This is a genomic window from Ruegeria sp. CL5, assembly GCF_056536485.1.
Window position 1 is genome coordinate 108,199 of sequence record NZ_JBQFPS010000006.1, and the last position, 23,975, is coordinate 132,173.

The 23,975-nt window shown below is 56.7% G+C and carries 22 protein-coding genes and 1 tRNA gene; 12 read left to right on the top strand and 11 right to left on the bottom strand.

Annotation, left to right across the window (positions count from 1 at the left end):
• Positions 1-45: 45 nt before the first annotated feature.
• The 3 genes from ACR0IU_RS12020 to ACR0IU_RS12030 form a co-directional block, all read right to left on the bottom strand.
• Positions 46-1,500, bottom strand: a complete 1,455-nt coding sequence (locus ACR0IU_RS12020; protein WP_170476605.1) for an NAD(P)(+) transhydrogenase (Re/Si-specific) subunit beta — start codon at positions 1,498-1,500, stop codon at positions 46-48.
• A 13-nt stretch (positions 1,501-1,513) separates the two neighbouring features.
• Positions 1,514-3,085: a Re/Si-specific NAD(P)(+) transhydrogenase subunit alpha gene (locus ACR0IU_RS12025; RefSeq protein WP_170476607.1), complete on the bottom strand. Its 1,572-nt coding sequence runs from the start codon at positions 3,083-3,085 to the stop codon at positions 1,514-1,516.
• Between the two features lie 132 nt (positions 3,086-3,217).
• Positions 3,218-3,667 (bottom strand): methyltransferase family protein, encoded by a 450-nt coding sequence (locus ACR0IU_RS12030; protein WP_480716434.1) that lies wholly within the window; start codon positions 3,665-3,667, stop codon positions 3,218-3,220.
• A gap of 218 nt (positions 3,668-3,885) precedes the next feature.
• On the opposite strand from ACR0IU_RS12030, the gene kynU reads away from it, so the two are divergent.
• Entirely contained in the window at positions 3,886-5,079 is a 1,194-nt protein-coding gene (gene kynU / locus ACR0IU_RS12035; RefSeq protein ID WP_480716435.1) for a kynureninase, read from the top strand.
• Here the strand turns inward: kynU and ACR0IU_RS12040 are convergent.
• Complete coding sequence (locus tag ACR0IU_RS12040) at positions 5,072-5,650, bottom strand: TetR/AcrR family transcriptional regulator (RefSeq protein WP_480716436.1); 579 nt, start codon at positions 5,648-5,650, stop codon at positions 5,072-5,074. The two genes, kynU and ACR0IU_RS12040, sit on opposite strands and share 8 nt — an antisense overlap.
• Before the next feature lie 99 nt (positions 5,651-5,749).
• Between ACR0IU_RS12040 and ACR0IU_RS12045 the strand changes: the two genes are divergently transcribed.
• Together ACR0IU_RS12045 and ACR0IU_RS12050 are read left to right on the top strand one after the other, a co-directional pair.
• Positions 5,750-6,214: a (2Fe-2S)-binding protein gene (locus tag ACR0IU_RS12045; RefSeq protein WP_170476616.1), complete on the top strand. Its 465-nt coding sequence runs from the start codon at positions 5,750-5,752 to the stop codon at positions 6,212-6,214.
• Between the two features lie 3 nt (positions 6,215-6,217).
• Positions 6,218-8,458: a xanthine dehydrogenase family protein molybdopterin-binding subunit gene (locus ACR0IU_RS12050; protein WP_480716437.1), complete on the top strand. Its 2,241-nt coding sequence runs from the start codon at positions 6,218-6,220 to the stop codon at positions 8,456-8,458.
• Between the two features lie 39 nt (positions 8,459-8,497).
• On the opposite strand, the gene ACR0IU_RS12055 is transcribed toward ACR0IU_RS12050, so the two are convergent.
• The 3 genes from ACR0IU_RS12055 to ACR0IU_RS12065 all read right to left on the bottom strand — a co-directional run bounded on the left by ACR0IU_RS12055 (position 8,498) and on the right by ACR0IU_RS12065 (position 12,094).
• Complete coding sequence (locus ACR0IU_RS12055) at positions 8,498-9,277, bottom strand: gamma-glutamyl-gamma-aminobutyrate hydrolase family protein (RefSeq protein WP_029622151.1); 780 nt, start codon at positions 9,275-9,277, stop codon at positions 8,498-8,500.
• 135 nt (positions 9,278-9,412) lie between these two features.
• The gene (locus ACR0IU_RS12060; protein ID WP_480716438.1) at positions 9,413-9,838 is read right to left on the bottom strand and encodes a GlcG/HbpS family heme-binding protein; all 426 of its coding nucleotides are present in this window, start codon (positions 9,836-9,838) and stop codon (positions 9,413-9,415) included.
• Positions 9,839-9,919: 81 nt separating this feature from the next.
• Positions 9,920-12,094, bottom strand: coding sequence for a malate synthase G (locus tag ACR0IU_RS12065; protein WP_480716439.1), 2,175 nt, complete (start codon positions 12,092-12,094; stop codon positions 9,920-9,922).
• 205 nt (positions 12,095-12,299) lie between these two features.
• On the opposite strand from ACR0IU_RS12065, the gene pepN reads away from it, so the two are divergent.
• From pepN to ACR0IU_RS12095, 6 genes are all read left to right on the top strand, one after another.
• Positions 12,300-14,852 carry an aminopeptidase N gene (pepN, locus tag ACR0IU_RS12070; protein ID WP_480716440.1) on the top strand — a complete coding sequence of 851 codons (2,553 nt, stop codon included), beginning with the start codon at positions 12,300-12,302 and terminating at the stop codon, positions 14,850-14,852.
• Between the two features lie 38 nt (positions 14,853-14,890).
• Positions 14,891-15,277 carry a hypothetical protein gene (locus ACR0IU_RS12075; protein ID WP_260022846.1) on the top strand — a complete coding sequence of 129 codons (387 nt, stop codon included), beginning with the start codon at positions 14,891-14,893 and terminating at the stop codon, positions 15,275-15,277.
• 126 nt (positions 15,278-15,403) lie between these two features.
• A complete protein-coding gene (locus tag ACR0IU_RS12080) occupies positions 15,404-16,657 on the top strand; it encodes a hypothetical protein (RefSeq protein ID WP_480716441.1) in 1,254 nt (417 codons plus the stop codon).
• Between the two features lie 77 nt (positions 16,658-16,734).
• Positions 16,735-18,246 (top strand): Asp-tRNA(Asn)/Glu-tRNA(Gln) amidotransferase subunit GatB, encoded by a 1,512-nt coding sequence (gatB, locus tag ACR0IU_RS12085; protein ID WP_480716442.1) that lies wholly within the window; start codon positions 16,735-16,737, stop codon positions 18,244-18,246.
• A gap of 153 nt (positions 18,247-18,399) precedes the next feature.
• Positions 18,400-19,638 carry a peptidase T gene (gene pepT / locus ACR0IU_RS12090; RefSeq protein WP_480716443.1) on the top strand — a complete coding sequence of 413 codons (1,239 nt, stop codon included), beginning with the start codon at positions 18,400-18,402 and terminating at the stop codon, positions 19,636-19,638.
• Between the two features lie 98 nt (positions 19,639-19,736).
• Positions 19,737-20,168, top strand: a complete 432-nt coding sequence (locus tag ACR0IU_RS12095; RefSeq protein WP_480716444.1) for a DUF4177 domain-containing protein — start codon at positions 19,737-19,739, stop codon at positions 20,166-20,168.
• Between the two features lie 273 nt (positions 20,169-20,441).
• Here ACR0IU_RS12095 and ACR0IU_RS12100 read toward each other — a convergent pair whose 3' ends face one another.
• Complete coding sequence (locus ACR0IU_RS12100; RefSeq protein WP_480716445.1) at positions 20,442-20,876, bottom strand: hypothetical protein; 435 nt, start codon at positions 20,874-20,876, stop codon at positions 20,442-20,444.
• A gap of 278 nt (positions 20,877-21,154) precedes the next feature.
• Between ACR0IU_RS12100 and ACR0IU_RS12105 the strand changes: the two genes are divergently transcribed.
• Positions 21,155-21,655, top strand: a complete 501-nt coding sequence (locus ACR0IU_RS12105) for a hypothetical protein (RefSeq protein ID WP_480716446.1) — start codon at positions 21,155-21,157, stop codon at positions 21,653-21,655.
• A gap of 104 nt (positions 21,656-21,759) precedes the next feature.
• Here the strand turns inward: ACR0IU_RS12105 and ACR0IU_RS12110 are convergent.
• Positions 21,760-21,835, bottom strand: a tRNA-Thr gene (locus ACR0IU_RS12110).
• Positions 21,836-22,014: 179 nt separating this feature from the next.
• Between ACR0IU_RS12110 and ACR0IU_RS12115 the strand changes: the two genes are divergently transcribed.
• A complete protein-coding gene (locus ACR0IU_RS12115) occupies positions 22,015-22,890 on the top strand; it encodes a hypothetical protein (protein WP_480716447.1) in 876 nt (291 codons plus the stop codon).
• A gap of 10 nt (positions 22,891-22,900) precedes the next feature.
• Here the strand turns inward: ACR0IU_RS12115 and ACR0IU_RS12120 are convergent, their stop codons facing one another.
• Complete coding sequence (locus tag ACR0IU_RS12120; protein ID WP_170686114.1) at positions 22,901-23,167, bottom strand: DUF2312 domain-containing protein; 267 nt, start codon at positions 23,165-23,167, stop codon at positions 22,901-22,903.
• 147 nt (positions 23,168-23,314) lie between these two features.
• Here ACR0IU_RS12120 and ACR0IU_RS12125 point away from each other — a divergent pair, with 147 nt between their 5' ends.
• On the top strand, positions 23,315-23,533 hold the full coding sequence (locus ACR0IU_RS12125) for a hypothetical protein (protein WP_010443249.1): 219 nt from the start codon (positions 23,315-23,317) through the stop codon (positions 23,531-23,533).
• Positions 23,534-23,542: 9 nt separating this feature from the next.
• Here ACR0IU_RS12125 and ACR0IU_RS12130 read toward each other — a convergent pair whose 3' ends face one another.
• Entirely contained in the window at positions 23,543-23,758 is a 216-nt protein-coding gene (locus ACR0IU_RS12130) for a hypothetical protein (RefSeq protein WP_010443250.1), read from the bottom strand.
• Between the last annotated feature and the right edge of the window lie 217 nt (positions 23,759-23,975).

Below are 23,975 nucleotides of genomic sequence, written 5' to 3' on the forward strand. Positions count from 1 at the left end.
AAGGGCGCCCCAAGGCGCCCTTTGCAATTTGGTCATGTCCCGTGATCAATCGATCATTGGCAACAGCTTGTCCAAGGACGCCTTTGCATCGCCATAGAACATGCGGGTGTTTTCCTTGAAGAACAGCGGGTTTTCGATTCCAGAATATCCGGTACCCTGACCGCGTTTCGACACAAACACCTGTTTCGCCTTCCAGCATTCCAGAACCGGCATCCCGGCGATCGGGCTGTTGGGGTCCTCCTGCGCCGCAGGGTTTACAATGTCGTTCGAGCCGATGACGATGGCGACATCCGTGTCCGGGAAGTCATCATTGATTTCGTCCATCTCCAGAACGATATCATACGGCACCTTTGCCTCGGCCAGCAGAACGTTCATATGGCCGGGCAGACGACCCGCAACTGGGTGGATCGCGAAGCGCACGTTCTTGCCTTTGGCACGCAACTTACGGACCAGTTCACTGACCGATTGCTGCGCCTGTGCCACGGCCATGCCGTAACCGGGGATGATGACGATGCTATCGGCGTCGTTCAGAGCCGCAGCCACGCCGTCAGCTTCAATCGCTACCTGCTCGCCTTCAACAGCCATCTGTTCACCCTGCGGGCCGCCAAAGCCGCCCAAGATCACGCTCACAAAGTGACGGTTCATCGCCTTGCACATGATGTAAGACAGGATCGCACCAGACGAGCCCACCAGCGCACCAACCACAATCAGCAGGTCGTTGCCCAGCGAGAAACCAATGGCCGCCGCTGCCCAGCCCGAATACGAGTTCAGCATCGACACAACCACCGGCATGTCGGCACCACCGATGCCCATGATCAGGTGATAGCCGATAAACAGCGCCGCCAGCGTCATCAGGAACAACGGGAAGAAGCCACCGGTCGAGGTGTACCACACCAGGCAGATCAGCGAGAGACCGGCAGCCGCCGCGTTCAGCGCATGGCCGCCGGGTAGCTTGGTCGCAGCCGAAGTCACCTTCCCGGCCAGCTTGCCATAAGCCACGACTGAGCCAGTAAAGGTGATCGCACCGATAAAGATGCCCAAGAACAGTTCTACGTGCAGGATCGCCAGCTCGGCCGATGTTTTCTTAGCAATCAGCTTGGCAAAGGCGCCCAGATTGGACAGGTCCGCTTCTTTCGCGCTGTCAGCAATAGCCATGACTTGCGCCACGTTGCCAATCTCAAAATGCGCATTGAAACCCACGAACACAGCCGCCAGACCGACCAGCGAGTGCATCGCGGCCACAAGCTGCGGCATCTCGGTCATCTGGACGCGCTGCGCCACGTACTGACCGATCAGACCGCCGCCGACGATCAGCAGCAGCGACAGCAACCACAGGCCGGACCCCGGGCCAACCAGCGTGGCAAAGACCGCCAGCGCCATACCGACGATGCCGTACCAAACCGCGCGTTTGGCGCTTTCCTGGTTCGACAGACCACCGAGGGAAAGGATGAACAGAACAGCCGCAACAACGTAGGCGGCAGTAGTGAAGCCAAATTCCATTTGCCCGGCCTCCTTAAGATTTCTGGAACATGGCGAGCATGCGCCGGGTTACGAGGAAGCCGCCGAAGATGTTGATCCCGGCCATGAAGACGCTAAGCGCTGCCAGCAGAATGACAAGGAAAGATCCCGATCCGATCTGCATTAAAGCCCCAACGATAATGATCGACGAGATCGCGTTGGTGATCGCCATCAGCGGAGTGTGCAAACTGTGCGAGACATTCCAGATCACTTGGAAGCCCACGAAGATCGCCAACACAAAGACGATAAAATGCTGCATGAAGCTGGCCGGAGCAACCAACCCGACCAGCAGCATCAGCGCACCACCGACTCCAAGCAGGGTGAACTGTTGCTTGGTTTGCGCCTTGAAGGCCGCGATTTCCTGCGCTTTTTTCTCTTCAGGGGTCAGTTCTTTGACTTCAGGCTTCTTCTGCGCCGCAATTGCCTGCACCTTGGGCGGTGGCGGCGGGAAGGTGATCTCACCCTCATGGGTCACGGTCGCGCCGCGGATCACGTCATCTTCCATGTCGTGATTGACTTTGCCGTCCTTCTCGGGCGTCAGGTCGGTCATCATGTGTCGGATGTTGGTCGCATACAGCGAAGAAGACTGCGCTGCCATCCGGCTGGGGAAGTCAGTATAGCCGATGATGGTCACGCCGTTGTCGGTCACGATCTTCTCATCCGGCACGGTGAGTTTACAGTTGCCGCCCTTTTCTGCAGCCAAATCAACGATGACCGAACCCGGCTTCATCGCCTCGACCATGTCCTTGGTCCAAAGCTCGGGTGCTTCGCGGTTTGGGATCAGCGCAGTGGTTATGACGATATCCATTTCCGGAGCAAGCTCGCGGAACTTGGCCAGTTGTGCCTCGCGGAATTCTTCAGACTGGACCGAGGCGTAACCACCGGTCGCCGCTCCGTCTTGCTGTTCTTCCTCGAAGTCCAGATAGACGAACTCGGCCCCCATGGATTCGACCTGCTCGGCCACTTCCGGGCGCACATCAAACGCATAGGTGATCGCACCTAACGAAGTCGACGTCCCGATCGCCGCCAGCCCCGCCACGCCAGCGCCTACGATCAGCACCTTGGCAGGAGGAACTTTACCGGCCGCCGTCACCTGACCGGTAAAGAATCGGCCAAAGTTGTTGCCCGCCTCGATCACCGCGCGGTAACCGGCGATATTGGCCATCGAAGACAGCGCGTCCATCTTCTGCGCGCGCGAAATACGCGGCACCATCTCCATCGCGATGACAGTCGCGCCCTTGGACTTTGCGGCCTCCATTCCCTCTTCGTTGCCGGCAGGGTTGAAGAAAGAAATCAGGGTCTTGTCCTTGTTCAGCCGCTTCAGCTCGGTGGCATCAGGCTGACGAACCTTGGCAATGATATCTGCCGCCTTCCAAAGCGAGGCTGCGGTCTTCATGACCTCAACGCCAGCAGCTTCATAAGCGGCATCCGAAAACCCCGCAGCAGCGCCCGCGCCTTTTTCGATCAGGCATTCAAAACCCAGTTTCTGCAACTGCACGGCCGAGTCCGGAGTCATCGCGACCCGGTTCTCGCCCTTATACGTTTCCTTTGGCGTCCCAATTTTCACCAGTCGGTTCCCCCTAATTTTAGATTCAGGCCAGGTGGGTGTTCAGCATAGAATGACAAGCAGACATGTATCCTGCGCAAGATTATTTCGCAAGCGCAGCAATTGTAGTGCTGTGTCATGATGACCACACCCTTAAATCCATCGCCGTGTTTTGCGTTCGTAGCGCGCGAAATCGGCGCGGAATGTGCGGCGCAACCGGTCTTCCTCGGGAATGATAAAACGGCGCTCTAAAAGCCAGACAAAGATCGGAAGCAACACCAACGACAACACCGCGTCGAAGCGAAAGATCAATCCCGCCAATATCAGCACATCGCCCAAATAAATCGGGTTGCGGCTGCGTCTATAGATACCTGATTGAACCATCATTGACGGCGTTTCATGCGGAAGAACAGTGGTGCGGTGACGGCGGAATTCGACCACAGCCATGATCGCAAGAATAATGCCGCCTCCGACAAGAATGCCGCTGAGCAAATCCGTCACCGCCCCGTTCAAAGACAGCCCCATCGGCAGCACGCGCGCTTGCACCCAAGCCAACGCGGCAAAACCCACAAGCCAAACAGGTGGAAGATCGATCCAGCGCATGGCCTTCCCCAAAGCGATGACACACACCCACGCATGTCGTTTCTGGGCGCTGTGTTATCGCTTTCTGACTTTGAAGGCAAAAGCAAAGGTTGTCGCATCCTGAAAAGTAGGCGCACGTTCAAGCCAGCAAGGCACGAGGTGCCAAGAATGGACAGGTTGGTTCAGATCAGATAGGCCAAAGTCAAACATCCGAACCAAAGCTGTAGAAAAGAAAATCCATGACCGATTTCGCCACAACCAAATCCATGTTCAATCTACCCGAAGGCGTGTTGTATCTGGACGGCAACTCACTAGGTCCTTTGCCGAAATCAGCGGCGAACCGCGTCGAGAGCATGTTGAAGGATGAGTGGGGGCAGATGCTCATCACCGGGTGGAACAAGGCCGGATGGATGGGTATGCCGACCGGACTGGGCGACAGGATCGGACGGCTGATCGGTGCTGAGCCTGGCAGCGTTGTGGTGGGCGACACTCTGTCGATCAAGGTGTATCAGGCGGTTGCCTCAGCGCTAGAACTGAACCCTACTCGCAGAGTAGTCCTTTCTGACAACGGCAATTTCCCGTCTGACTTATACATGGCCGACGGTCTGCTGCGGTCACTGGGGCCCGACTATGAATTGCGCGTGGTCGACCCTCAGGATGTTGCCGAGCATATCACCGAAGAGGTCGCGGTTCTGATGCTGACCGAAGTCGACTACCGCTCGGGTCGTATGCATGACATGAAAGCACTGACCGAACTCGCCCATGCCAATGGCGTCGTGACGGTTTGGGATCTGGCACACTCTGCGGGGGCCGTCCCGGTTGATCTGTCCTGCTGCAATGCGGATTTCGCTGTCGGCTGCACGTACAAATATCTCAACGGTGGCCCGGGTGCGCCCGCCTTTATCTATGTGGCCCCACGCTTGTCTGGAAAAGTGCGCCCGGCGCTTTCGGGCTGGTTAGGGCATGAAGCCCCCTTTGCTTTCGATCTCGACTATCGCCCCGGTGCCGGGATCGAGCGGATGCGGGTCGGCACCCCACCGGTCATCCAGATGGCCGCCTTGTCGGCGGCGATGGATATCTGGGATATGGCCGAAATGGCCGATGTGCGTGCCAAATCCATCGAATTGACCGAGTTGTTCATCGCTCGCGTCGAAGCCACCTGCCCCGACTTATCCCTGGCGAGCCCCCGTGATCCTGCCCAGCGCGGCAGTCAGGTCTCGTTTCATTTTGATGAAGGTTACGCTGCCATGCAGGCCTTGATCGCGCGTGGCGTGATCGGTGATTTCCGAGCGCCCGATATCATGCGTTTCGGCTTCACGCCGTTGTATATCGATGAAGGTGATGTGGAACAGGCCGCCCAAATTCTCGCCGACATCATCACCAACAAATTGTGGGACAAGCCGGAATTCAAAATCCGTCAGCGCGTTACCTGATCTCAAGTGCCGCGCCCAACAGCGTGGCCAATTGCGAAATGCCCTGCTCGAATTCTTCAGCGCTGGAGGCCGTCATTTTGATGCCCTTCAGCGATGTTGTTATCGTTTTTGCGGCCTCATCCGGACCAACCGGCAAATGCGCACGACCAGCAGAGTTTTCACGACGCAACCAATCCGCGTAAAGACACGTTAGTTTGGCCTCACCCTCCTGAACGATGTCGGTCGACATGGACTTTGTTGCATCGAGCATTTCAAGCCCATGGGGCGATGCCAAAATCTCGGCCATCCCTTGGGATTGTGCTTGGACGGCGCCTGCAAGAATTTCCGGCAAAGAGCCTTCACCGGCCAATGCCTCAGCCACCAGTATGACTTTTTCGTCGTAGTAATACTGAGTCAGCTCGCGGACGATGGCCTCTTTATTTTTGTAATGCAGATATACTGCGGGCCGCGACATCCCTGCCCCTTTGGCGATGTCATCCATGGACGTCTTGCGAAACCCATAAGCTGCGAAGGCGCGAAAAGCCGAATTCAGAATGGCCGCAGTCTTGGATTCTTCACTTGCACTCGTCATGAGAGAACCTCTGACAGTTCTTGTTTATTTTGTCAATTGACAAGATGACACTTTCCATTAAATATGTCAGGAACCAGCCAAAGCTAAGAGAGGTGCGCCATGGCGACGGCCCTAAAGATCAACGGAAAGACCCATCAGGTTGATCTGCCTGATGATGTGCCCTTGCTGTGGGTGCTGCGAGATGAGGTTGGACTGACCGGCACTAAGTTCGGTTGCGGCGTGGCCGCCTGCGGTGCCTGCACAGTTCATATTGATGGTGAGGCCGTGCGGTCCTGCCAGGTGGCACTTTCGGATGTTTGGGGAGATGTCACCACGATCGAAGGGCTTGGTACGCCTGACGCCATGGCAACGATCCAGAAGGCCTGGGTTGATCACCAAGTGGCCCAATGCGGCTATTGCCAGTCGGGCCAGATCATGCAGGCCGCAGCCCTTCTGGCCGAAAACCCAGCCCCATCGGACGCTGATATCGACGATGCCATGCAGGGCAACCTGTGCCGCTGCGGAACCTATCCCCGCATCCGCGCTGCCATCCACGACGCCGCATCTAAGCTGAAGGAGGCCTGATCCATGGCAAGCATCGGAAAAATCCTGCGCCGCACCTTCCTGATCGGATCAGCCGCCATTGTCGGTGGCGTGGCCTTTGGCGCCTATTATGTCACTCGTCCTGCCGCGAATCCGCTGAAGCCGCGTGAAGGTGAAACCGCGCTCAGCCCCTTTGTTCTGATCGACCAGCAGGGCGTGACCCTGTTCGCGCCGCGTGCAGAGATGGGTCAGGGCGTGATGACCACCTGGGCAGCGCTGATCGCCGAAGAATTGGATGTCGAACTGGACGATATCCGCGTGCTGCACGGTCCTGCTGCTGCGGCCTATTACAACCACGCCCTCATGGGGGAAAGCCTGCCAAACAAAGGTTATGACGTCTCGGATTTCCAGCACAATCTGGGTGAGGCACTGGGTGTTTTGGGCCGAACACTCAGCCTGCAGGTCACCGGTGGCTCGACATCGATGAAAGACGGATTCGAACGGATGCGGATGGCTGGAGCCACCGCGCGCGAGACGTTGAAACAGGCCGCAGCGGACCAGCTGGGCGTTGATCGCGACCAGCTCAAGACCAAAAATGGCGCTGTGGTCGCGCCGGACGACACCCGCATACCCTATACCAAATTAGCAGAAGCCGCAGGCCTGATTGAACTACCTGAGGTCTCCCTGCGCGACCCGTCCGAGTGGCGTTTGATCGGCAAGGCCCTCGCGCGCGTTGATATTCCGGGAAAGTCCACTGGCACCGCAACCTTTGGTATCGACGTACGGCCTGAGGGGTTGAAATTCGCCTCGGTCCGCATGAACCCCAATCTGGGCGGCACCATGAACGGCTTTGACGCCAGCGCGGCCGAAACCATGCCCGGGGTCGAAAAAATCGTTGATCTGGGCACAGGTGTTGCAGTGATAGCCAACAATACATGGCTTGCCATTCAGGCGGTCGAGGCGATCGACGTAGATTGGGGCGACGCCCCCTATCCTCCCGAAACCGATGCATTGTTTGAACAGATTGCCAAAGCGTTTGATGACACTCCGAACTCGACCATGCGCGATGATGGAGATGTAGATGTTCTGCCCGAAGGGGCCACCGAAATCACGGCGGACTACACTGTTCCTTATCTGGCCCACGCCACGATGGAACCAATGAACGCCACCGCGCTCTATACCGGCAGCAAGCTGGACCTGTGGTGCGGCAATCAGGCCCCGACGCTGATCCAGATGCGGGTGGCCAACACCGCCGGGCTTGAGACCGAGGCAGTTGAGATTCACACCACCTATTTGGGTGGTGGCTTCGGCCGTCGGGGCGAGCTGGATTTCGGCGAGATCGCAACCAAAATCGCCATGGCGATGCCCGGCACCCCGGTTCAGACCACCTGGAGCCGTGAAGAGGATATGCGCCACGATTACTACCGTCCAGGTGCGATAGCCCGAATGCGTGGTGCGGTGAAGGACGGCAAAGCCGTTCTGATCGACGGCAAGGTCGCCTCCCAATCCCCAACCCAGCAAGCCGTGAAGCGATATACCGGCTTTTCCGGCGGGGGACCCGACAAAGTCCTTGTCGAAGGTTTCTTCAACCAACCTTACGCCGTTCCGAATTATCGCATGAGCGGCCACATCGCTGATCTGGCCGTACCGGTTGGTTTCTGGCGCTCGGTCGGCAACAGCCACAATGGTTTCTTTCACGAGACCTTTTTGGACGAGATGGCCCATGCCGCCGGGCGTGATCCGCTGGACTTTCGGATTGAACTGACCAAGACCGAATTCGCCCCAGCTGCGGGATGTCTTGAAGCCGTCAAGGAGATGTCAGGTTGGACCGGCAAGACCCCAAATGGTGTCGGACGTGGCGTGGCGATGACTTACAGCTTTGGGACCCCGGTCGCGCAGGTGATCGAGGTGGTGGACGAGGATGGAACCATCCGCATCCTCAAGGCCTGGATCGCCTGCGATGTCGGCCTCGCGCTCGATCCGGCAACAGTTGAGGCGCAGATGATTGGCGGCATGATCTATGGCCTTTCGGCCGCGACCTCAGGCGAGATCACCTTCTCGGATGGTGAAGTCGAACAACTGAACTTCCCGGACTATGACGGGCTTCGGATGCACAGCACTCCGGTAACAGAAGTCCGGGTACTCGAAACCCAGAAACATCTGGGTGGTGTCGGTGAGCCGGGTACTCCTCCCTCGATGCCCGCTTTGGGGAACGCGTTGTTTGATCTGACCGGAGAGCGCGCGCGCAGCCTGCCGCTGAACAAACAGTTCAACTTAATGGTCTAAGAACGATTTGGTCCGGCGCCGCGTCGGGCCAATTCACCTTCAGGCCGTGCGCTGGAAACGGGCCGCCTCATTCCCTTCGGCCCAAGCGTGAACAGCGCGTCCGAACGCCTGGAACAGCGGCCGTGAGACCGGGTCATTCGCCGCATCCCACTCTGGATGCCACTGGACCGACAGGGTAAATCCGGGCGCGTCCTTGACATAAATCGCCTCGGGCGTTCCATCAGGGGCGTGGCCGTCAATCACCACATTCTCGCCCAATGTTTTGATCCCCTGCCCGTGAAGTGTGTTGGTCATCACTTCAGCCGCACCCAACAAGCGGTGGAAAACTCCACCTTCGGTCATCTTCACGACGTGCCGCAGGGCAAACTTTTCCTCCAACGTTCCATCGGGTGGCATGCGGTGGTTCTGGCGCCCAGGAAGATCGCGAATTTCAGGATAAAGCGTGCCACCCAAGGCGACGTTCACTTCCTGAAATCCTCGGCAGATCCCAAAAAACGGCTGCCCCCGCTCGGCACAAGCCCGGACCAGAGGCAGCGTGATCGCATCCCGTGCGCGGTCGAACTCACCATGCGCTTCGGTTGCGGGCTCGCCATATTCCTCAGGATGAACATTGGGGCGCCCGCCTGTCAGCAAAAACCCGTCGCAAACCTCTAGCAATTCGTCGACCGATACATAGCGCGGATCAGCAGGTATCAGCAAAGGCAGACAATCCGATACGTTGGACACCGCATCAGAATTCATCGTCCCGCCCGCATGCGTCGGGTACTGATCATTCATCAAGTAAGAGTTGCCGATAATTCCAACAACGGGGCGCGCCATTCCAAGTCCTTTGTTTCGCAGGTATTCTGCAGAACCTATCGGCAGCCCGAGCCGCGCGCAACGACACAGACCCTGCATGGCAGCGCAAGCGCGTGTTCAGCCGCGCACATCCCCTGTAAAATCGATCCGAGGGTTTTAGATCTCGCCCACGAGCCCGGCACCCTCAATGCCAACTAGCGCGGCTTGGGCGTCATTGTCGGACGTGTCGCCAGTGACGCCCACGGCACCAATCACTGCACCCTTACGGTCACGCACCAGAACTCCGCCTGGGACTGGTACAACCTGACCGCCGTAAACCCCGTTCACCGCCGCCATGAAATAAGCCTGCCCTTCGGCGCGCTGCATCTGCGCAGTACCCGCCATGCCCAGCATCACCGATCCGTATGCTTTGCCATGCGCAATTGCAAACCGCCCCGGCGCGGCACCGTCTTCGCGTTCAAAAGCGATCACGTGACCGCCCGCATCCAGAACCACAATCGAGAGGGGCTTCAGCTCCATCTCACGCCCTTTTTCCAGCGCTTTTCGAATGATGGTCCGCGCTTTGCGCAATGAAATAACCATGCCCGATCCCTTTCATCTGGCCCAAAATATACTCTGGAGAGCGCAAGGGGGTAGACAGCCCCCTCGTTCCCGCCCCTACCCTTAGCGCAAGCTTGCCTTCAGTTCTAACCGGCGCGCGTGCAGCACCGGTTCAGTATATCCTGAGGGCTGCACTCGCCCACGGAATACCAGATCACACGCCGCCTGAAAGGCGATCCCGTCAAAACCCGGCGCCATCGGCTTATAGGACGGATCATACGCATTCTGCCGATCCACTACAGCAGCCATTTTCTGCAGCGCTGCCATCACCTGCTCCTGACTGATCAGATCATGATGCAACCAGTTCGCCAACGCCTGAGACGAAATCCGGCAGGTCGCGCGGTCTTCCATCAGACCAATGTCGTTGATATCCGGCACTTTCGAGCAGCCGACGCCTTGATCGACCCAGCGCACAACATAACCCAATATGCCCTGAGCATTGTTCTCGATCTCACGGGTAATCTCCTCAGCGCTGAGATTGCGACCACCCAACAGTGGCACCGTCAACAGATCATCCAGCGTCCCCCGAGCAGCGCCAGCGGCTAACTCGTCCTGACGCGCCAGCACATCGACCTTGTGGTAATGCGTTGCGTGCAAGGTTGCGGCAGTGGGCGAAGGCACCCAGGCGCAGGTTGCGCCCGCTTGAGGGTGACCGATCTTGGCCGCCAGCATATCCTCCATTCGATCCGGCATTGCCCACATGCCTTTTCCGATCTGTGCCTTACCCTTGAGGCCACAGGCCAATCCGATATCGACGTTGCGATCCTCGTAGGACGCAATCCAAGGCGTCTCCTTGATATCGCCCTTGGGCAGCATCGGACCCGCCTCCATCGAGGTGTGAATTTCATCCCCTGTGCGATCAAGAAAGCCGGTATTGATGAATGCCACGCGCGATTTCGCGGCGCGGATGCATTCCTTGAGGTTGGCCGAGGTGCGACGTTCCTCATCCATGATGCCAAGCTTTACGGTATTCCGTGGCAGACCCAGAATGTCTTCGACCATGTCGAAAATCTCGACCGCGAACGCGACCTCTTCGGGTCCGTGCATCTTGGGTTTGACCACATAGACTGAGCCGGTGACCGAGTTGCCGCCCTCACGCTGCAAATCATGCATGGCGATCAGCGTGGTGCAAAGCCCATCCATCAGGCCCTCACCGATCTCATTACCATTAGCATCCAGAACGGCGGGGTTGGTCATGAGATGCCCAACATTTCGCACCAGCATCAGCGAGCGGCCTTTCAGCACGGCTTGATCGCCGCTGGCAGTGGTGTAGCCCACATCACCCGCCAATTTGCGGGTGAAGGTGTTGCCACCCTTGGTGACCTCTTCGGTCAGGTCACCTTTCATCAAGCCCAGCCAGTTGCCGTAGGCCACAACCTTGTCCTCGGCATCGACACAAGAGACTGAGTCTTCGCAGTCCATGATCGTCGACAGGGCGGATTCCAATCGTACATCCGCGATGCCCGCAGGGTCAGACGCACCAATGATACTGGACGGGTCGATCACTATTTCAGCGTGGAGGCCATTCTTCTCTAACAAGATCGACGACGGCGAATCAGGGTCGCCTTTGTAGCCTACAAAACTCCCCGCCCCATGCTTTTGCGATCCATATATGTACGTTCTTTCATCATCGTCCATTGTGACGACTAGGTCCCCGTCCTCGACGGAAAAACCTACAACACTTGACCAATCGTCAATCGCTGGCGTGCAGAATAAGCCAAGATGGTGTTTGGCCCACGTAATCACCCTTGCGCCACGTTCTGCGTCATAACCTTTGCCAGGAGGCAGATCGCCCAACGCATCGGTGCCATAAAGCGCATCATACAGACTGCCCCAACGGGCATTCGCAGCGTTTAGCGCAAAGCGTGCATTGGTGATCGGCACAACCAACTGCGGGCCTGGTGTCAGAGCGATTTCGGGGTCGACATTGGTGGTTTCGATTTCGAAATCCTCGCCTTCATCAACCAGATACCCAATCTCACGTAGGAAAGACTGGTACTCGCCAGCATTGATGGGCAGGCCGCGCCGCGCCGCATGCCAACCGTCGATGCGCCCCTGAATGTCAGCACGCTTTTCCAACAGCGCGCGGTTCCTCGGTCCCAGCTCATTCACCAAACGCTCCAGACCCGACCAGAACTGATCAGCCGTGACCTTTGTGCCCGGCAGTGCCTTCTGTTCGATGAAGTCCACCAGAACCGGGTCGATCTGCAGCCCGCCGCGGATCTCTCTGCTGCTCATGTTCCGAATCCCCTACGATTGTGTGCCATTGTATGCGACCATCAATTAGGTGGTTTGTTTCCGATAGGCAACTTGTGCCCATAGGTTCAGTTTTTTCGGCCAAACACGAAACTGTTTCAAATCTATCTGGACAATTGCCCATTGGTTGCAGCGCCAGCGCGAAGCCCCTAACGTCACGCCAGATTCCCAGATGATGAGGCCCCCGATGCGCGACGCCGCCCCCACCACGATCTATCTGAAAGACTACACCCCGTTTGGTTACCTGGTGGACAGTGTGCATCTGACTTTTGATCTGGCCCCAAATGCCACGCGCGTGACCTCTCGGATAAGATTCCGTCCGAATCCCGAAGCCACGGACCGCACATTCTTTCTGCACGGGGAAGAATTGAACCTGATCCGAGCTGCAATTGATGGCGAAGTGATTACGCCCGAGATCACCGCAGAAGGCCTCACCGCTACAGTGCCTGACGCGCCTTTCATCTGGGAGGCCGTGGTCGAGATTGATCCCGCTCACAACACCGCACTTGAAGGTCTCTACATGTCGAACGGCATGTACTGCACCCAATGCGAGGCCGAAGGCTTTCGCAAGATCACCTATTACCCTGACCGCCCTGATGTGATGTCCACCTTTACGGTGCGCATCAACGGAGACCTGCCGGTGCTGCTGTCCAACGGCAACCCCTCGGACAAAGGGGAAGGCTGGGCGGAATGGGTCGATCCGTGGCCTAAACCCGCCTATCTGTTCGCGCTCGTCGCCGGGGAGCTGATTGCCCACCCTGGCCAGTTCACCACCAAATCTGGTCGCGACGTTGAATTGAACCTCTGGGTTCGTCCCGGAGATGAAGGCAAATGCGCCTTTGGCATGGAAGCGTTGAAGAAATCCATGAAATGGGACGAGGATGTCTATGGCCGCGAATACGATTTGGACGTGTTCAACATCGTGGCGGTCGACGATTTCAACATGGGCGCGATGGAGAATAAGGGGCTGAACATCTTCAACTCCTCCGCCGTTCTGGCAAGCCCAGAAACCTCGACCGATGCGAATTTCGAACGGATCGAGGCGATTATCGCGCATGAGTATTTCCACAACTGGACCGGCAACCGCATCACCTGCCGTGACTGGTTTCAGCTGTGTCTGAAGGAGGGGCTGACGGTGTTCCGCGACGCGCAGTTCACCTCGGACATGCGCTCGGCCCCGGTAAAACGTATTCACGACGCCATCGACCTGCGCGCGCGACAGTTCCCCGAGGACAACGGGCCTTTGTCGCACCCGGTGCGGCCCGAGAGTTTTCAGGAAATCAACAACTTCTACACCTCAACCATATATGAGAAAGGCGCTGAGGTAATCGGTATGCTGAAATGTCTAGTGGGTGACGAGGCCTACTCAGAGGCGCTGGACCTCTATTTCGACCGCCATGACGGACAGGCCTGCACGATCGAGGACTGGCTGCAAGTGTTCGAAGAGACCACTGGTCGCGATCTAAGCCAGTTCAAGCGCTGGTACAGTCAATCGGGAACGCCAAGGGTCTCGGTCGCTGAAGATTGGGCCGATGGCACCTACACCCTGACCCTCAGCCAACGCACCGAACCGACGCCGGGACAGGAGGACAAGCAGCCTCAGGTCATTCCTGTCGCCGTGGGTCTGCTCGGCCCGAACGGCGATGAGGTACGCGTAACCGAAGTGTTGGAACTGACCGAAGCCGAACAGACCTTTAAGTTCACCGGTCTCGCCGCGAAACCTGTGCCTTCGATCTTGCGGGGTTTCTCGGCTCCGGTGATCCTGGAACACGATTCAACGAATGCAGAACGCGCATTCCTACTTGCCCATGACACCGACCCGTTCAACCGCTGGCAAGCTGGAAGGTCGCTGGCCGAAGACACCCTTCTGCGCATGATCACCGAGGAAGCAACACCAGAGGCCGACTACCTCGACGGTTTGTTGTCAGTCCTTCGCGATGAAACGCTGGACCCTGCTTACCGGGCGCTCATGTTGGGTCTGCCAACGCAATCAGAACTGGCTGCGGCGCTGCATGAAAAGGGGATCACCCCCAATCCGATGGCGATCTGGAGGGTAGTTGAAACCTTGCGTCAAGCCACGGCGCAACATGTACAAGACCTGCTGCCCCGGCTTCACAGTGAAACGCTGGTGGATGCGCCCTACCAACCGGACGCCGAACAATCTGGAAAGCGCGCCTTGGGCAGCGCAGCGCTGGCCCTGACCTCGCGCCTGGATGGAGGTATCAAGGCGGCCGAGGAATATTCGCGCGCCAACAACATGACCCAGCAACTCACCTCTTTGTCCTGTCTGTTACGCGCAGGTAAAGGTGAGGCTGAATTGGCCGCATTCTATGATCAATGGCGACATGATCGGTTGGTGATGGACAAATGGTTCGCCCTGCAGGTTTCGATGGCCGGTCCAGAAACTACGGTCGAAACCGCGCGCAAACTGACTGAGCACCCGGATTTCAATTGGAAAAACCCCAACCGCTTCCGAGCGTTGATGGGATCTCTGGTCGGAAACCATGCGGGGTTCCATCAGACCGATGGCGCAGGTTATGCATTGCTGGCAGACTGGTTGATCCGACTCGACCCGGTGAACCCGCAAACCACCGCCCGGATGTGCAGCGCGTTCCAGACCTGGAAACGCTATGACGCGAACCGTCAGGCCCTGATCCGAAAACAACTAAACCGCATCGCCGAAACTCCAGGCCTGTCTCGGGACTCAACCGAAATGGTCTCGCGCATCCTGGGCGCATGACCGCTTTCACATTCACACGACAGAACCGAAATCCGCGCATGGTTTTGATTCTAATCGGCATCTATGCGGTTCTGACCGGGCTGATCGTCCTGTTCGATGCGGTCTGGTGGCTGATAGGCCTGCTGGCCCTGACTACTCTGCCCGCGCTTTGGGATGTACTCCAAGATACCAGCGCGGGGATGGAACTGTCAGATGGCACCTTACGCTGGCATACAGGTCAGCGTCGGGGCACGCTGGATCTTTCTACAGTGAAACGCTTTCGGTTCGACACGCGATGGGACTTTTCGGTGCGGGTCTCTGCGATACTGAAATCCGAAAAACGACTGCGTCTGCCAGATGAATCACTTCCTCCGCACAAACAGCTTGAAGAGGTTCTGCAGCAGGCGGGAATCGCCGTTGAACGTCATCATTTTAGAGTATTTTGAAACGATTCATCGAATCTGAACACGATTGGTGCCTGAAATACCGGCTTGAGGTGGTGTCTCTTTGAATTGAACACAATTTTTGGCAAACTGAACGCGTTACTAATTTGTTCCAGTTCGAGTTCTGCCATGTTTTGGTCTATCAAGGCTATTGCCGCCCGTTTTTTCGGTTCCTCCCCTTCAACGCCCCTGCCTGCGTCAGTCGCTGATGCCACCGCCTGGCTTGTCGCATCGGGCCAATTGAATGTCCCTATCGTCGAAACGGACGAACAGGATGCAAACGGACATCAGGTGATTGAACGCGGTCGCTATCTGGCGCGGCAGGATATGTGGGCCGAACTTTCGCAAGAGATGCGCGCTGCGGATCAGGCACGCAAATCCACGCCCTGCGGACAGCCCATAGCAGACCTCTTGGCCTTTGGCGCCCGTTCAGATGTCGTGCTGGCTGTCGAGCACGCGCTGTCAGATGGCAAGGCGATGTCAGACTACGATCTGCTGGGTGGAATTTTCGAGCTGGAAGGCGAGATCCAAAACCATCCCAACGATCCGATGATCACGCTGGTCGTTGCACTGGCCCATATTGATCTTGCCTGGGCATGGCGCGGCGATGCGCATCCAGAGGCGCTGCCTTCATTGCATCAATCTCGCTGTGCGGCGCATTTCGACCGTGCGGCAGCATTGCTGCCACTTTGCCGTTCTGCAATGCCAGACAGCCCTGCGATTGCCGCAGCCGATTGCGCTTTGCTGGCAGGTCACGTCGATCCGCGCACCCGTGTGGCAGATAAGTATGAACACTTGATTACTCTAGACATTCAGAACCATCGCCATATGCGCGCGATGGGCAGCCACCTGCTGCCGCGCTGGTTCGGGAGCTATGAAGAGCTTGAAGTTCAAGCATTGCGCAACGCGGCGCGGACCCAGAAAACATGGGGCGCAGGCGGATACACCTGGGTACAGTTCGACGCCATCGCATTGGATGACGAGGCCTGCGCACGGGTGGATGTGGAGTATTTCCTTGAGGGTCTGCGGGATATCGTAGCGCGTCGCCCGGATCAGCAAACTATCAACTTACTCGCGGCCTATTGCGCGATCACCCAGCAGAACCGAATGGGTCAAAACCCTCAGGCGGATATCGCCCGCAAACAGATTTGTGAGGCTGCCAATTGGCTGATCCGCGACCACCTGACCGAACTGCACCCTCTGATTTGGGCCCATGCAGCAAACGGGTTCAACAATAGCCTTCGCATCAACTCATCCGAGCGATTTGCTGCACGCGGTCGCCGCGATGCGTTAAAGGCCATCGCCAACCTGTTACGCGAAGAACTGCGCAGCGGGCAAAGTGTGACGTTCACTCCGTCAGGGCTGCAGTTCTCGGGGAACTAAACCGCCATTGCCCCTTGCCCCTTTGGCGCGCCGGGCCTAATACGCAGGCTTAGACTTCTGCGGAAATGAGGCGCGCCATGCTCGACCTGACATACGAAATGCCCAAACCCAAAACCATTGCCGGGGCCAAGCACGATTGGGAACTGGTGATCGGGATGGAGGTGCACGCTCAGGTCTCATCCAATGCCAAGCTGTTCTCGGGCGCGTCGACCCAATTCGGGGCCGAGCCGAATTCGAACGTGGCGTTTGTGGACGCCGCGATGCCGGGGATGCTGCCGGTGATCAACGAGTATTGCGTTGAACAGGCCGTGCGCACCGGGCTGGGATTGAAAGCGGATATCAACCTGAAATCGGCCTTTGACCGTAAGAACTATTTCTATCCTGACCTGCCGCAAGGGTACCAAATTTCCCAGCTTTATCAGCCCATTGTGGGTGAAGGGGAAGTTCTGGTCGAGATGGGTGACGGCACTGCGCGTATGGTACGGATCGAACGCATCCACATGGAGCAGGACGCGGGCAAATCGATCCACGACATGGATCCGCATATGTCCTTTGTCGACCTGAACCGAACCGGTGTCTGCCTGATGGAGATCGTTTCGCGTCCCGATATTCGCGGACCGGAAGAGGCTGCCGCCTACATCGCCAAGTTACGTCAGATCATGCGTTATCTCGGCACCTGCGACGGTAACATGCAGAACGGCAACTTGCGGGCGGACGTGAACGTCTCGATCTGTTTGCCGGGTGCGTATGAGAAGTATCAGGAAACACAGGACTTTTCGCATCTAGGCACACGCTGCGAGATCAAGAACATGAACTCGATGCGCTTTATCCAGCAAGCGATTGAGGTCGAAGCACGTCGTCAGATCGCAATCGTCGAAGGCGGCGGCACGATTGATCAGGAAACGCGCCTGTATGATCCGGATAAGGGTGAGACACGCTCGATGCGGTCTAAGGAAGAAGCGCATGACTATCGCTACTTCCCCGATCCTGACTTGCTACCGTTGGAGATCGAACAAGCGTGGATCGACGACATCGCAGCCAAGCTACCGGAGCTGCCTGACGATAAAAAATCTCGTTTTATCAGCGAGTTCGGCCTGACCGACTACGACGCTTCGGTCTTGACCGCTGAGGTGGAATCAGCGGCTTATTTCGAAGAGGTCGCCAAGGGGCGCAGCGGCAAGCTGGCTGCAAACTGGGTGATCAACGAGCTGTTTGGCCGGTTGAAGAAAGAAGACCATGACATCACCGAGTCTCCGGTGTCACCCGCTCAGTTGGCGGGAATCATTGATCTGATTTCGTCGGATGCAATCTCGGGCAAGATCGCCAAGGATCTGTTCGAGATTGTCTATACCGAAGGCGGCGATCCAGCGCAGATCGTCGAAGAGCGCGGTATGAAACAGGTGACCGATACCGGCGCCATCGAGGCTGCTTTGGACGAGATCATCGCCGCCAATCCGGCGCAAGTTGAGAAGGCCAAGGTGAACCCTAAACTGGCGGGTTGGTTCGTCGGTCAGGTGATGAAGGCCACCGGCGGCAAGGCCAATCCGAAGGCCGTTAACGAATTGGTCAGCAAGAAGCTGGGTTCGTAAATCTTCCAAGTTGAACAAACCCCGCACAGGGGTTTGTTCAACTTGTACATAACAAAAAAGTTAATTTCAGGCTGCTCAAAACGGGCAGGCCTTCAGCTTGACTCCCCGCCCAAATGGGCATTCTTCTTCCCGCAACGCGGAGAGGAAGCAGACATGAAAAATCGGTTTGATCAGGAACTGGAAACCCGGCTGGTACGCTACGCAGCCATCGACAGTCAGAGCGATGAGACCTCGCCCTCGACCCCCAGTACCGAAATCCAGTTCGACATGCTGAACCTGCTGCAGCAGGAGTTGACGGAAATCGGTGCGCAGAATGTGCAGATGACCGGGGACAGCGTTGTAGTGGCAACCATACCCGGTACAGCCGACGGACCAACCATCGGATTTCTGGCGCATGTGGACACCGCGCCCCAGTTCAACGCAACCGGTGTCAAGCCGCGGGTGATCAAAGGGTATAACGGCGGCCGGATCACCTTCCCCGATGATCCCGATCTGGTGTTATCACCCGAAGAACACCCCTATCTGGCCGAGAAAATCGGGCATGATCTGATCACCGCGTCGGGCACCACCCTGCTGGGGGGCGATGACAAGGCAGGCGTTTCGATCCTGATGACGATGGCGCGGCACTTGCTTGAGAACAAAGACTTGCCACACGGCCCGATTCGTATCGCCTTTACACCCGATGAAGAGATCGGGCGCGGTGTTACCGAACAGCTGCCCAAAGATCTGGGTGCGGATTTCGCCTATACGCTGGACGGGCAAGAACTGGGTGAGATCGAATATGAAAGCTTCTCAGCCGACCGCGCGGTGATCAAGATCACCGGCGTGTCGATCCACCCCGGATTGGCAAAAGACAAGATGGTAAACGCGGCGCATTTGGCGGCGAAGATCGTGCAGACCCTGCCGCAGGCGACGATGACGCCCGAAGTCACGGACGGGCGTCAGGGGTTCATCCATGTCACAGATATGAATGGCGGCTCGTCAGAGATGGAAATCAAGCTGATCCTGCGTGATTTCGAAATGGACGCGCTGGAAGCCCAGCGCGTGATTGTCCGTCAGGTCTGCGCCGCCGTACAGGCCACCGAGCCGCGCGCCACCATCACCTGCGAGATTTCGCACCAGTACCGCAATATGCGCTATTGGCTGGAAAAGGACATGACGCCCGTCGATCTGGCGCGTGAAGCCTGCCGTGAACAGGGGATCGAGCCCGTTTCGGTGCCGATCCGGGGTGGCACCGACGGCTCACGCCTGACCGAGTTTGGCACGCCCACGCCCAACATTTTCACGGGAATGCAATGCATACACGGTCCGCTGGAGTGGATCTCGGTGCAGGACATGGCGATCGCAACCGAAACCTGTCTGTCGCTTGTGGGCAAAGCCGCGCGGAGCTAAAGCCACAGTGCGGGCCGAAATTCGCCAATGCGTGATCTTGGCTTTCACCCGCCTGTCAAAATGTTAATTTGCCCGGGTTACGCAATTAGGACCAATTGATGCAGCGCTACGAATATAAAGTTGTCCCCGCTCCGCAAAAGGGAACCAAGGCGAAGGGAGTGAAAACGCCCGAGGGCCGGTTCGCCACCTCAATTGAGCAGTTGTTGAACCAACTGGGCCAAGAGGGTTGGGAATATCAGCGCGCAGAATTGCTGCCCAGCGAGGAACGCACAGGTTTGACGGGTTCAACCACCAACTGGCGAAATGTGCTGGTATTTCGCAGGGTGCTTGCTCCGGATGAGCCGGATTCGAAAAACCCGGTTGAAGAAGGCGCCACCCCGACCGCGCGCCCGGTTCCCGGACCTGACGATGGACTGACAGAACCTCCGGCCGCCCCTGCCCCGATCTCAGAAGAGCCGGAAGCCCCGCCATTGTCGCTGAAGCCCTCGGATGAAACGGCAGAAAAAGACCAGACCGGGCCTTCGCGCTAGCGTGACTTCGAGAGTTCTAATTAGTCAGCTTGCGTTGAATGTGACCAGTAGCACCAATGATACTCGCGTGTGATCAGGATAATTACTCATCAACCCTGACACATCGCGATACCGACCTCTTGCGATGAGCCCCAATCGGATGTTCGAAACTGTCTGAATTCGTACGAACAAACGAAGCGGTGGATGTGGTCGCACCTAGGTTTGAATGGTGCCCCCACATTGATTAAATCCACCTACCGATATCACATACCCTCTCACGAGCGGTTGTAGCTTTTAGTGCGCCTCTGCCGTTGCCTCTTCATCCATGCGATCAATACACTCGAAAAAGGGAGGCACGGCTTCTGGGGTCAGTTTACCTATCAGCCTAGCCAGAAACCCCATGTCCTCAGGAAAGGGCCTCTTTTCACCATCGGCAAACATTGAACCCACTACGTTCATCGTTTCCACATCATAGCTTGCGCTAACGTAGAGAGCTTCAGAGGCAACCACCAAATCGTACTGGCAGTGGAACACCTTGTAGGTTCCGAAGTCTATCGTCTGCCCCATGAGGTTTGGCATAACATCCAGATTATCTGGGATGTTCGACCACTCGTATTGAATCGAATATTTTGGATCAGCCTGTGACTGCGCGTTGGCAGAACTGGGTAGCTGCCACGCAGCAGGTAAAGCCACCATGACAGCAGCGTTTAGTTTGTTTCTTAGTTTCATGGGTTGGCTACTTCACATGCACTCAAGCCCATTAGGAACAGGCCAACCATTGCGTACTTCTTCATCTTCTAACACGTATTGAGGTTTTCATTAGGGAACAGAGAACTCATTAGGGGGCCAAAAGGATAAAGTCTTGCTTCAAGTTCAATCTTAAAAGTTCACCCCGCCTCTCGAAGTGTCATAATGTGACCAAGAAGCAGCATGATGTGCTTCAAACTAGCGTTCTCTAAACTATCCGTTGGAAGGAATCGTTTATCTACATGACTAACCTATGACCGGTGGACCCGGCTGACATCGTCGAGCAACTGCAAGCAGAGTACGATCTAATAGTCGCCTTCAAAGAGCAACAACAGCGCGAGACAGAGCTGAAGGCGATACCACGGCGACTCCGATACAAAGCCAATAATCGCGGCCTAATGCATCACGAAATAGCGACGCAACGCGCAGAATCGCTCAACGCGGTACCGCCGTTGCCAACGGATGAGCAACGCACACAAATTCTTGCGAAGTACGACTTGGCGGCAGCAAAGCAACAGGCGGCCGGAATGGAATATCACGTTCATCACATCGTAACTTTGGTCGGCAAGTGTTCAGATACGGGCCGCCATGTGGTGTGTGACCTGCACGTTCCTTGGAACCTGAAAATCACTACCAAGAAGCGCAATCTTGAACTTGGTGACCGTTTCGACTGTGATTTGCCCTGCGGCCCCGGTTGCCAATACGGCGAAGCGCATGGCGAAAACGGCAATGGCGACTTCGACGATCTGGGAGATTTCTAGGCGTCGGGTGTAGTCGATGTCGCAGAGACGTTGCAGAAAACCCAACCAAAACAAAGGCCCGTCGCACGATAGGCCTTTAACCACTTGATCTCTAAGTGTTTGAATGGTGCCCCCACACGGACTCGAACCGCGGACCTACTGATTACAAATCAGTTGCTCTACCAGCTGAGCTATAGGGGCACTGGGTGTCGATTAATCGCTCGGAACAGGGACTGCAAGCCCGAATTTTCGCGTCACCTTAACTTTGTGATGGTTTGCCTTAGGATAACCTAATAATCAGGCCTTATCCAAATTTGACTGCGCCGGGGACTGGTTGTAACCCAATCGATAAATTCGCCCGAGGCAAGGACAATTCCAATATGCAGATGGTCATCCAAGCCGGAGCACACTTTACCGACCACGATCCGTTGCTCAATCTGCTTCAGGCGAACGTCCAGCTTGTCGCTGAGAGCCATGCGGCATTTTGGGGGATGCGTCCGTTCAGAAAGATCTTTCGGCCAGCACTGAAGCCTGCGGCTGACCGCCCTTCGCACCAAGATACGCGGGCAAGGTTTCAGAAATTAATGCCTCAGGGGCAACAGGTTGATCGAGCGATCCTGTCAAGTGCGCTGTATCTAGGTGAACGGGCATCGATCATCATGGATGGGCAGTTCTATGCGAATGCGGGTCAAAGGATGTCCTATATGGACCACCTGTTCAGCGATTCGTCAGTCGAACTGTTTGTGGGGCTGCGCAATCCCGGCAGCTTTATTCCGAAGGTATTGATGTTGCTATCAGCCCCCGAGCGCGAACATATAGTTGCGACGACCGATCTGAGTTGCCTGAGTTGGCTTGCGATGATTGAGGACATTCGCGATCTTGCTCCAAACGTCAAGATCACCTTGTGGAGTAACGAGGATTCTCCTCTGATCCTTGGTGACATTGCACGCGCACTTGTCGGACTACCCGCGGACACGCAGCTTGATCAGGAATACGCGCTGCTGTCCTCGCTCATCTCGGATCTGGGTAAGCAGGAGCTGAAGGGGTTGAGGGAACAACAAAGCCCACCCAACGATCCCATTTTCAGAGGAAGGTTAGCACAGATTTTTCAGCAGCATGCGCTGACAGAGGCGATCGAGGAGGAGGTGGAACTGCCCGGCTGGAGCGAAGACATTATCGCGGCGTTTACCGAGCTTTATGAGCAGGATCTGGCGCGGCTTCGGACCATGCCAGATCTCCGTTTTTTGAACCCGTAAGCGGCTGAAGTTACATCCCCAGCGCTTCTTTGTACATTTCCAGCACGGCTTCTTCTTCGGCGATATCGTCCTTGTCGCGCTTGCGCAAGGCGACGACCTTGCGCATGACTTTGGTATCGTAGCCACGGGCTTTGGCCTCGGCCATGACTTCTTTCTGCTGGTCGGCAATATCTTTCTTTTCGGCTTCAAGACGCTCGAAACGCTCGATGAACTGGCGCAGCTCGCCTGCGGTCACTCGGTAATTTGCTGCGGCCTGATCTTCAGTGATGTCTTCCATCTGCGTCTCTCCCAAGGGCTGAAAATAAGCAGCCGGATACATCGGCACCGACCCGATCGCAAGCAGACAATCCATACGACGGGCTTGTCTGAATGGCATCGATCCGCTAAGCGCGACGACGGGTTCAACGGGTGAGCGTAAACAACTATGTTCGACATTATCGTCTGGGGCGGTGCCGCCCTGTCCATGGCCGGGCTGATCGGTCTGGTCTGGTGCATCTTGCGGGTGATGAAAGCGCGCAAAGCTAACCTGACCGATGAGGAACTCCGCGCTGCAGTTCAGGGCGTATTACCCTGGAATCTTGCATCCCTTTTCCTGTCGGTTCTGGGGCTAATGATGGTTATCCTCGGAATTTCTTTTAGTTAACCGAACAGATCACACGGGCATATTGTCGAACCGCGCCTCTAACGCATCTTCGCACAGCGCTGCATCCAGCCGCCGCAAGCGCGAAGGTATCTGAACACGCTGCGCGCGCATTTTATCCAGAACCTGACTGACACGGGGCTGAAGAGCCAGTCGGGTCTCCAAGCATGCACCATGTAGCCTTTCTTCCAGCCGTTCCGCCTCTGTATAAAGATCCTGAGCAGTCATTTGCATCCTCCCATACAGTGCCAGTCTGCCTGATATAGGTAACAAGATTAAGACCAGCACGAGACCGGGCCAAAACATCGCGGAATCTTGCCTGTGAGGGCCAAATTCCGTCAATATGACCTTGGTCGCCCAAAACATATGCTCAATTCGCGGCATTTGCTTTGACTGACATCAATTCGTGATTTGGCACTTTAATCACATTCCAGTATTGATATAT

What these genes read in the sequence shown, in the direction of transcription:
- ACR0IU_RS12095 (WP_480716444.1), top strand. Translation starts at nt 19,737, where the DNA reads ATGCAGCGCTACGAATATAAAGTTGTCCCCGCTCCGCAAAAGGGAACC.
- ACR0IU_RS12030 (WP_480716434.1), bottom strand. Translation starts at nt 3,667, where the DNA reads ATGCGCTGGATCGATCTTCCACCTGTTTGGCTTGTGGGTTTTGCCGCG.
- ACR0IU_RS12050 (WP_480716437.1), top strand. Translation starts at nt 6,218, where the DNA reads ATGGCAAGCATCGGAAAAATCCTGCGCCGCACCTTCCTGATCGGATCA.
- ACR0IU_RS12060 (WP_480716438.1), bottom strand. Translation starts at nt 9,838, where the DNA reads ATGGTTATTTCATTGCGCAAAGCGCGGACCATCATTCGAAAAGCGCTG.
- ACR0IU_RS12055 (WP_029622151.1), bottom strand. Translation starts at nt 9,277, where the DNA reads ATGGCGCGCCCCGTTGTTGGAATTATCGGCAACTCTTACTTGATGAAT.
- pepT (WP_480716443.1), top strand. Translation starts at nt 18,400, where the DNA reads ATGAAAAATCGGTTTGATCAGGAACTGGAAACCCGGCTGGTACGCTAC.
- ACR0IU_RS12065 (WP_480716439.1), bottom strand. Translation starts at nt 12,094, where the DNA reads ATGAGCAGCAGAGAGATCCGCGGCGGGCTGCAGATCGACCCGGTTCTG.
- pepN (WP_480716440.1), top strand. Translation starts at nt 12,300, where the DNA reads ATGCGCGACGCCGCCCCCACCACGATCTATCTGAAAGACTACACCCCG.
- ACR0IU_RS12125 (WP_010443249.1), top strand. Translation starts at nt 23,315, where the DNA reads ATGTTCGACATTATCGTCTGGGGCGGTGCCGCCCTGTCCATGGCCGGG.
- ACR0IU_RS12130 (WP_010443250.1), bottom strand. Translation starts at nt 23,758, where the DNA reads ATGACTGCTCAGGATCTTTATACAGAGGCGGAACGGCTGGAAGAAAGG.
- ACR0IU_RS12120 (WP_170686114.1), bottom strand. Translation starts at nt 23,167, where the DNA reads ATGGAAGACATCACTGAAGATCAGGCCGCAGCAAATTACCGAGTGACC.
- ACR0IU_RS12100 (WP_480716445.1), bottom strand. Translation starts at nt 20,876, where the DNA reads ATGAAACTAAGAAACAAACTAAACGCTGCTGTCATGGTGGCTTTACCT.
- ACR0IU_RS12075 (WP_260022846.1), top strand. Translation starts at nt 14,891, where the DNA reads ATGGTTTTGATTCTAATCGGCATCTATGCGGTTCTGACCGGGCTGATC.
- kynU (WP_480716435.1), top strand. Translation starts at nt 3,886, where the DNA reads ATGACCGATTTCGCCACAACCAAATCCATGTTCAATCTACCCGAAGGC.
- ACR0IU_RS12080 (WP_480716441.1), top strand. Translation starts at nt 15,404, where the DNA reads ATGTTTTGGTCTATCAAGGCTATTGCCGCCCGTTTTTTCGGTTCCTCC.
- ACR0IU_RS12020 (WP_170476605.1), bottom strand. Translation starts at nt 1,500, where the DNA reads ATGGAATTTGGCTTCACTACTGCCGCCTACGTTGTTGCGGCTGTTCTG.
- ACR0IU_RS12040 (WP_480716436.1), bottom strand. Translation starts at nt 5,650, where the DNA reads ATGACGAGTGCAAGTGAAGAATCCAAGACTGCGGCCATTCTGAATTCG.
- gatB (WP_480716442.1), top strand. Translation starts at nt 16,735, where the DNA reads ATGCTCGACCTGACATACGAAATGCCCAAACCCAAAACCATTGCCGGG.
- ACR0IU_RS12115 (WP_480716447.1), top strand. Translation starts at nt 22,015, where the DNA reads ATGCAGATGGTCATCCAAGCCGGAGCACACTTTACCGACCACGATCCG.
- ACR0IU_RS12045 (WP_170476616.1), top strand. Translation starts at nt 5,750, where the DNA reads ATGGCGACGGCCCTAAAGATCAACGGAAAGACCCATCAGGTTGATCTG.